The following is a 7,342-nucleotide window of genomic DNA, read 5'->3' as shown; positions in this document are numbered from 1 at the left end:
AATTACGCAGGAAATTGTTAGGCTGACAAAGCCGTGACGAGCGAGGCGCGGAGTGTACGTTAGTACATGAGCACAGTAGCGAGGAAACAATGCCGTCAGACGGACAATTAACCAGTAAGAATTTGCTTGGTGACAATAGCCTTGTGGAACCACCTGATCCCATCCCGAACTCAGAAGTGAAACGCAAACGCGCCGATGGTAGTGTGGGGTCTCCCCATGTGAGAGTAGGTCATCGCCAAGCGCCTAATTTAGGTTAACGTGTAGACGTTAAGCTAAAGGAGCGGTAGTTCAGTTGGTTAGAATACCGGCCTGTCACGCCGGGGGTCGCGGGTTCGAGTCCCGTCCGCTCCGCCAACATTAAGAGATAAGCCTCATCGAAAGATGAGGCTTTTTTCGTTATGGCGTCGTGGATAATTCGTGTCAGTGACGCACATGCTTCGGGCTAGAAGCACATGGTTATCCTCATACTCGGGCATCATGTAGATGAAATCCTTATCAGAATATGAAATTTTTGTTGTAAAGCTAAACCAATTCTATTAATTAGCAAAATTTATCCATTCCCGAAAGCATAACTGAGTCATCCTCTGTAACTCCTTAATGCATTCAGGCTATCGAGCATTACATAACAATATCGCCATACCTATTGAAACAACGATTTGCCAATGTGTGCTGCCTTGGCCATGACTACGTCTGCTCTATCGGATTCAATTTGATTCAAACGGTTGCTGTCTGATGGCACTAGGACGTGTTCCTGTAATCGCCCAAAGCCATGCTACTTCATTTTTAAAACGATTGAGGGAAAGGATAGATAAGCGCACAGATGCAGCAAGGTGCGCTTAGGAAGGGGGGCTACTGGTTGTGCTCAGAATGTTTGCGATGGAGAACTTCAAGTAGTTCATCTTCGAGTTCGAAGCGTGTTTCCATGTTATGGGCGAGCTCAGATAGGTCTTTATCGAGTTGATATAATACGAAATCGTCTTGTGTTTCCGCATATTTATCGTTGAAATCTAATGCTGCATTCGTGGTTGGCGTTATCTTGGGCAATACTTGTTGTGCGAGCGTTTTGCTTGATTCGCCATATTCACTGCAGGCATTAACGACTTTATCATAGACCTCGAAATGTCCTTCGGAGACATAGTCAACTAATAAGTCACAGAAAGATTTAACATGTTCGAACGAGGGAAGTGATTTTTCTGATTTACCGTAAGGAGGAAGCCCAGCAATTTGGCAGTAATGCACTAACAGTTTTCGACGATTTTTTAGCCATTGATCTATAAGCTTGTTTGAACCGCCCCACTTCTGTTCTGCTTTTTCGAGTTCTCTCAGCATGATGCATTCCATTTAAGTGCCAGCACATAACTCTAATGTAGGGACAAGTTGCTAATCGATCAACTCTTTTCATGCGAATTTGCGAGAATGACGAAATGGACAAACCAGCTGTTTCGTATCGAAAAATGCAAATAAAAAGCCCAACGATAGAAACCTATCGTTGGGCGAGTAAAGTTTATAGCAGGCTCGATGCGACGAGCTTCTTGATTGTTCTTGCTAGCGCAGACTTTTTATACCAAAGGCGGGGAACCGGCGCAACTTTTTTCTGTCTGAGTGTGACTTCGTTACGAATAAATGAGCAGTATGTTAGCTGGCTAACATTTTCCGGTTTATGCGGTCAAATCGACGCCAATGATGGGGAATAGCTCACATAAATTTGCACATAAAGGTTACATTATTCGCGTAAATGCTAAACTACCGACCCAGCGGATCTCAATAAGACTAGGAACCAAGCCCAATGGCAGAATTAAAGAATGATCGTTATTTACGCGCCCTACTAAAAGAGCCTGTCGATGTGACCCCTGTGTGGATGATGCGTCAAGCTGGCCGTTATCTTCCTGAATATAAAGCCACTCGCGCTCAAGCGGGTGACTTCATGTCTTTGTGTAAAAATCATGAGCTTGCCTGTGAAGTCACGCTGCAACCTTTACGTCGTTATGATCTTGATGCGGCGATTTTGTTTTCCGATATCCTAACAGTGCCCGATGCTATGGGTTTAGGTTTGTATTTTGAGGCGGGTGAAGGCCCACGTTTCGAGAGCCCAACAGACACTATCGATGCGATCAAAAAGCTCTCAATTCCAGATCCAGAGGATGAGCTGGGTTATGTGATGAAAGCTGTTAGCACTATTCGCCGTGAACTGAATGGCGCAGTGCCGTTAATTGGCTTTTCTGGTTCACCTTGGACCTTAGCGACTTACATGGTTGAAGGTGGCTCGAGCAAAACCTTCGAAAAAATTAAGAAGATGGCTTACGCTGAGCCAATGGCATTACACATGCTGTTAGATAAATTAGCCGATTCAGTGATCTTATACCTGAATGCTCAAGTTGCTAACGGTGCACAATCTTTAATGATTTTTGACTCATGGGGCGGTGCGTTATCGCACTCTGCTTACCGTGAGTTCTCTTTGCGTTATATGCAGAAGATTATTGATGGTCTGACGCGCTTTGCCGATGGCCGTAAAGTGCCAGTGACGCTGTTTACTAAAGGCGGTGGTTTGTGGCTAGAAGCGATGGCAGAAACTGGCTGTGATGCACTAGGTTTGGATTGGACGGTAGACATTGCCGATGCCCGTCGTCGTGTAGGCCATAAAGTGGCATTGCAAGGCAACATGGACCCATCTATGTTGTATGCGCCAATTCCACGTATCGAAGAGGAAGTTGGTCATATTTTAGCGGGTTATGGTGAAGGTACTGGCCATGTATTTAACCTAGGCCATGGTATTCATCAGCATGTCGATCCAGAACATGCTGGCGCCTTTATCAAGGCGGTTCATGCGCAATCAAAGCAATACCATAAATAATTTTTGGTTTGCGAAACAGGCCCGCTTGCGGGCCTGTTTTATATCCGACATTTGAATTTGATAGCGTTGGAGCTTCTGGCGAAGGTATCTTTATGGATTAGCGTATGCGGTGGTTTCTATCGTCTGCTAGCTTAATGAGTCTTACTTTTAAACAACGACTTGAATTCCCTATATTCACATACTGATTATGTGTGAATTATCTTGATAAAAAAGTAAAATTCAGAATCGTTTTATTTATAAATTTTAATTTAAATCAAAGGTATAAAATTGATTTAATTGCATGAAAATGTCTACTTTAGCAACGACTAAAGCGAAGTGATGTTTAATACTATTCGCAAATGAGATATGTTGCATGGCGCAGTGAAGGATTATGCAAGGCCGTCAATCAATTTAGTCATAATAAGCCGTGGTAAGAGATGCACATTGGCAAGAAAATAATGGTATTTATTGCGGGCTTTTGTCTCCCTGCGGTGGTAATTGTCTCCTATTGTCTTGGTTATTGGTACGACCATCGCGTCGAGCTATTACGTCAGGATAGTGCTAACCGTGAGCTTGCCAATATCCAGCAGCAGTTTCAAATTGATGTCGATCGCTTAACCTTTCTCACTAATATTTATGCCTTACCTTTGTCTCAATTAGATGAATATCAACTTAAAAAGCTTGAATCCTCGTGGCGCGATAGCTCAATGTCAGCCAATCTGAGTTGGTATATTTTACGGCAGGGTGAATTGCACCCTTTTTTCCCCAATGAACGTCCCTTTGAGAATGATAAGTTACGAGAAATCGCCAGTGCTATTGTCAGTGCCGATAAGCCCAGTGTTGCTGGCGCTTATTTGATGGGCAAGTATGCTTATGTCGTTACTTCCGTGGCTTCTGCGCCCAATGAATCTGTGCTGCTTGTGCGCCAACTGACTGATAAAGACTTACTGGAATATGCTCAGGCCTTATTGGTGACTAAGGTGAGCATGAGCCATTCTCGCGACGTTACGCCAACAGTTGATGGTGTGCACAGTGACGCGATTAACATTCCAAGCCTGCTAAAAGATAAGCCTGTCTACCTGCAAGTACTGTTTTCCGATGGTCCCTTTAGAGAGGTTAAATTTCAACTCGATTGGGTATCGCTCGGATTTATTCTCTTTGGTGTGTTTATTGTTGGCCTTGGTTATATTTGGCTGCGTTCGGGCTTACTCAAACCCTTTAAAAATCTGATGCATCAATTGGCGCTGGTCGATCCTATGTCCAGTGTATATCAACCCGTTACAAGCGAGGGTAATGAAGAATTAGAAGTGCTCGCCAGCCGTGTTAATAGCTTGCTGGCCAGAATTTATCAGCAAAAAGAACGCGCGAAAATCACCTTAGAATCCATTGCTGAAGCGGTGATTTTGACCGATGTCGATGCCAACGTGATTTATATGAATCCACGGGCCGAGTTGCTTCTCGATGTTGCTAGTTGCTATGCCATAGGTCAAAGCCTTGCGAGTCTGTTAAAGGCTGGGGAGCAGTTGAATCAGGCGGTTTTTACCTGCATTCGTCTCGAAGAATCAGCGCCGCAGGTCGAGAAAATCAAGCTATTAACTGCTTCGCCTCGGATTATGGAGCGCAGTATTAGCAATCTGCGTAATCACGATAAAGAAATTGTTGGTACTGTCGTGGTATTGCGGGATATCACTCAAGAAGAGTTGCTTAAACACCAGCTACAAAAAAGGGCAAATTTCGATAGCATTACAGGGCTGCTAAACCGTCAGGCATTTGATGAGCAGTTACCCCAATTTGCCGCTTCAGCCAAAACTATCGCCGTTTGTTATCTCGATTTGGAGCAATTCAAGTTGATTAACGACAGCTGTGGCCATACTGCAGGCGATCGTATGCTTGCTATGGTGGCTAAGGCAATGCAGGCTTGTCTTGGGCCACAGGAGCTATTGGCGCGCCTTGGTGGCGATGAGTTTGGTTTAGTGATTTGTAATCGTAGTGCCTTATCTGTGGCGCAATTACTGAAGCAAATGATCGCGCAAGTCTCCATGCAAGTGTTGAACGATAAAAACTGTAATTATAAAGTTGGCCTCAGCATAGGTGTTGCCTTTGGCCGAGCCCCCTATATCGATGCACAAGAGTTATTAAAAGACGCTGATATCGCCTGCATTGCCGCTAAAGCTAAGGGCGCCAATCAAATTCATTTTTACGATGATAAAGATAAAGAACTCACCTACCAAAGAAATGCGCCTAAGTGGGCGGTACGTATCGCGCAAGCGATTGAAGAAAACGAGTTGATTCTGTATTACCAACCGATCCGCGGACTAGGCAGTGGTCCGCAGCGACAACGAATGGAAATTCTGTTACGAATTCAAGAGCCCTGTGGCCGCATTTTGGCGCCTGCGCAGTTTATAGCCGCCGCAGAACGTTTTAAGTTGATGCCTGATATCGATAAAGAAGTCATCCGCAAAGCTTTTTTATGGTTGTCTTTGAACCCCGTGCTTTGGCCTGATCATTGTATTTCGATCAACCTTTCGGGCAATAGTTTAGGCGCCGAAGGTATGGTGGAATATATCGCCCAGCAGCAACACATTTTTGATATTCCAAGCCAATGTATTTGTTTTGAAATTACTGAAACCACCGCGATCCAAAATCGCAATCGTGGTATGGAAATGTTGAAGCAGTTACGTAAACTCGGTTTTTCATTTGCACTGGATGATTTTGGCAGTGGTTTTGCCTCTTATGGCTATCTGCGTGAGCTGCCGGTGGATTATGTCAAAATCGACGGCTGTTTTATTAAGAATCTCGCCGTGAATGCTAAAGACTACGCCATCGTTAAATCGATTCAGGATGTTTGTCGGGTTATGGGAATCGAGACTGTTGCTGAATTTGTTGAGAATCAGGATATTATTGACAGGTTGTTGAGCATAGGCATTAACTATGCGCAAGGTTATGCGATAGGGCGCCCGCAACCCTTAGCTAATTATCGTGAGCAATATGAGATGAGGCTTGCACAACGCGCGTGAAGGATTGCGCTTTTAGCGTGATTATGCCAATTTAGCAAAAGGCGTAATTAACATAGCGATAACAAAGGAATGACTATGGATGGACTCACTGGCAAGGTCGTAATCATCACGGGTGCCTCAGAAGGTATTGGTCGGGCGCTCGCAGTGGCAATGGCGCGAATGGGCTGCCAACTGGTGCTCAGTGCGCGTAATGAAACACGTCTCGCCTCACTCGCTTTAGAAATCGCTAATTATGGTCCGCCTCCTTTTGTGTTTGCCGCCGATGTCTCCAGTCCAGAACAGTGTGAAGCCTTAGTTGAAGCTGCAGTTGCGCATTATGGCCATCTCGATATTTTGATTAACAATGCTGGCATGACTATGTGGTCACGTTTTGATGAACTGACTCAGCTCTCGGTGCTTGAAGACATAATGCGGGTGAATTATCTTGGTCCAGCGTATTTAACCCATGCCGCGTTACCGCATTTGAAAGCCAGTAAAGGCCAAGTGGTGGTTGTGGCGTCAGTCGCTGGATTAACGGGCGTTCCTACTCGCAGCGGTTATGCCGCTTCTAAACATGCTGTGATTGGTTTTTTCGATTCTTTGCGGATTGAATTAGTGGATGATAATGTGGCCGTAACTGTTATTTGCCCCGATTTTGTGGTGTCACAAATTCACAAACGTGCCCTCGATGGTGCAGGTAATCCTTTAGGCAAATCTCCGATGCAGGAAGCTAAGATACTGACGGCTGAGCAATGCGCTAATATGATGTTGCCAGTGATTGCAACTCGAGGCCGTCAACTGATTACTTCACTTCGCGGTCGTTTGGGGCGTTGGCTTAAGCTGATCGCACCAGGCTTAATCGACAAAATTGCCCGCAGGGCAATCGCCTCCGGGCACTAAAGTCTTTGCCACTACAAGCTATTTGCCACTCTTATTGAGGTGCTTAATGATGGATTGTTCTGCCTCACTTTGGGTCGCTTTGTCCCCATCGATATCGATAGTCACAGTCGCGTTATGGCCCGTCATATCCTCTGCAATATGAAACCAATCTGGATGCCAGTAAAAGCTGGCTCCTTCTAGGGTTTGCCAGTTATGTACGCCTGATTTTTCACCTTGATAAATAAGATCTTTTATCGAATAACCCATATATTTACCCCATTAATTTCATGATTGTTAAAAATATAAGAAGCTAAATGGTGCACGTCATCTTAACCTAGGTATGTGCTTTACATCACATTTTTAGGTAAACATAAACCCCGCCAGAGCGCTGTCTCTTCTACACAAATCCCTCGGTTTGCCCCGGGGGATTTTTTTGAACCATTTTTAATTAACCTGATCTGATCCTGACCTTTTGTTTCAGATACCACATGCCATGTTTTTAAGTGAACCATCACTCTGGGCACAGAGCATTTTTCAGCGCGCAAAATTAGGGGATGTACGAAGGACCAAACGGCTTGTACAGTTGGCGGCTCAACTTGCAGCTCATACAGGACAATCTATCGTGCAATCTCTTTCA

At 44.8% G+C, this 7,342-nt stretch carries 6 protein-coding genes, 1 tRNA gene and 1 rRNA gene; 6 read left to right on the top strand and 2 right to left on the bottom strand.

Annotated elements, in window-relative coordinates:
- The first annotated feature begins 125 nt into the window (after positions 1–125).
- Both rrf and L5L98_RS21970 read left to right on the top strand, forming a co-directional pair.
- A 5S ribosomal RNA gene (gene rrf / locus L5L98_RS21975) occupies positions 126–241 on the top strand.
- 36 nt (positions 242–277) lie between these two features.
- A tRNA-Asp gene (locus tag L5L98_RS21970) sits at positions 278–354 on the top strand.
- A 495-nt stretch (positions 355–849) separates the two neighbouring features.
- On the opposite strand, the gene rsd is transcribed toward L5L98_RS21970, so the two are convergent.
- The gene (rsd, locus tag L5L98_RS21965; protein WP_105250394.1) at positions 850–1,329 is read right to left on the bottom strand and encodes a sigma D regulator; all 480 of its coding nucleotides are present in this window, start codon (positions 1,327–1,329) and stop codon (positions 850–852) included.
- A gap of 457 nt (positions 1,330–1,786) precedes the next feature.
- On the opposite strand from rsd, the gene hemE reads away from it, so the two are divergent.
- The 3 genes from hemE to L5L98_RS21950 all read left to right on the top strand — a co-directional run bounded on the left by hemE (position 1,787) and on the right by L5L98_RS21950 (position 6,726).
- Positions 1,787–2,851: a uroporphyrinogen decarboxylase gene (hemE, locus tag L5L98_RS21960; RefSeq protein ID WP_263143536.1), complete on the top strand. Its 1,065-nt coding sequence runs from the start codon at positions 1,787–1,789 to the stop codon at positions 2,849–2,851.
- A gap of 416 nt (positions 2,852–3,267) precedes the next feature.
- The gene (locus L5L98_RS21955) at positions 3,268–5,847 is read left to right on the top strand and encodes a putative bifunctional diguanylate cyclase/phosphodiesterase (protein WP_263143534.1); all 2,580 of its coding nucleotides are present in this window, start codon (positions 3,268–3,270) and stop codon (positions 5,845–5,847) included.
- Positions 5,848–5,922: 75 nt separating this feature from the next.
- Complete coding sequence (locus tag L5L98_RS21950) at positions 5,923–6,726, top strand: SDR family oxidoreductase (protein ID WP_113941707.1); 804 nt, start codon at positions 5,923–5,925, stop codon at positions 6,724–6,726.
- A gap of 18 nt (positions 6,727–6,744) precedes the next feature.
- Here L5L98_RS21950 and L5L98_RS21945 read toward each other — a convergent pair whose 3' ends face one another.
- Positions 6,745–6,972 (bottom strand): hypothetical protein, encoded by a 228-nt coding sequence (locus tag L5L98_RS21945; RefSeq protein ID WP_105250390.1) that lies wholly within the window; start codon positions 6,970–6,972, stop codon positions 6,745–6,747.
- Between the two features lie 226 nt (positions 6,973–7,198).
- On the opposite strand from L5L98_RS21945, the gene L5L98_RS21940 reads away from it, so the two are divergent.
- On the top strand, positions 7,199–7,342 hold a 144-nt coding region (locus tag L5L98_RS21940; protein WP_263140584.1), incomplete at its 3' end, for a transposase.

This window comes from Shewanella sp. SM23 (genome assembly GCF_025654295.1).
In the GTDB taxonomy this organism is placed as follows: domain Bacteria; phylum Pseudomonadota; class Gammaproteobacteria; order Enterobacterales; family Shewanellaceae; genus Shewanella; species Shewanella oncorhynchi.
This window is presented reverse-complemented; position numbering and strand designations above follow the sequence as displayed.

Bases quoted from the DNA above. Each gene is read 5' to 3' on its own strand.
- rsd (WP_105250394.1), bottom strand. From the start codon at position 1,329: ATGCTGAGAGAACTCGAAAAAGCAGAACAGAAGTGGGGCGGTTCAAAC.
- hemE (WP_263143536.1), top strand. From the start codon at position 1,787: ATGGCAGAATTAAAGAATGATCGTTATTTACGCGCCCTACTAAAAGAG.
- L5L98_RS21955 (WP_263143534.1), top strand. From the start codon at position 3,268: ATGCACATTGGCAAGAAAATAATGGTATTTATTGCGGGCTTTTGTCTC.
- L5L98_RS21950 (WP_113941707.1), top strand. From the start codon at position 5,923: ATGGATGGACTCACTGGCAAGGTCGTAATCATCACGGGTGCCTCAGAA.
- L5L98_RS21945 (WP_105250390.1), bottom strand. From the start codon at position 6,972: ATGGGTTATTCGATAAAAGATCTTATTTATCAAGGTGAAAAATCAGGC.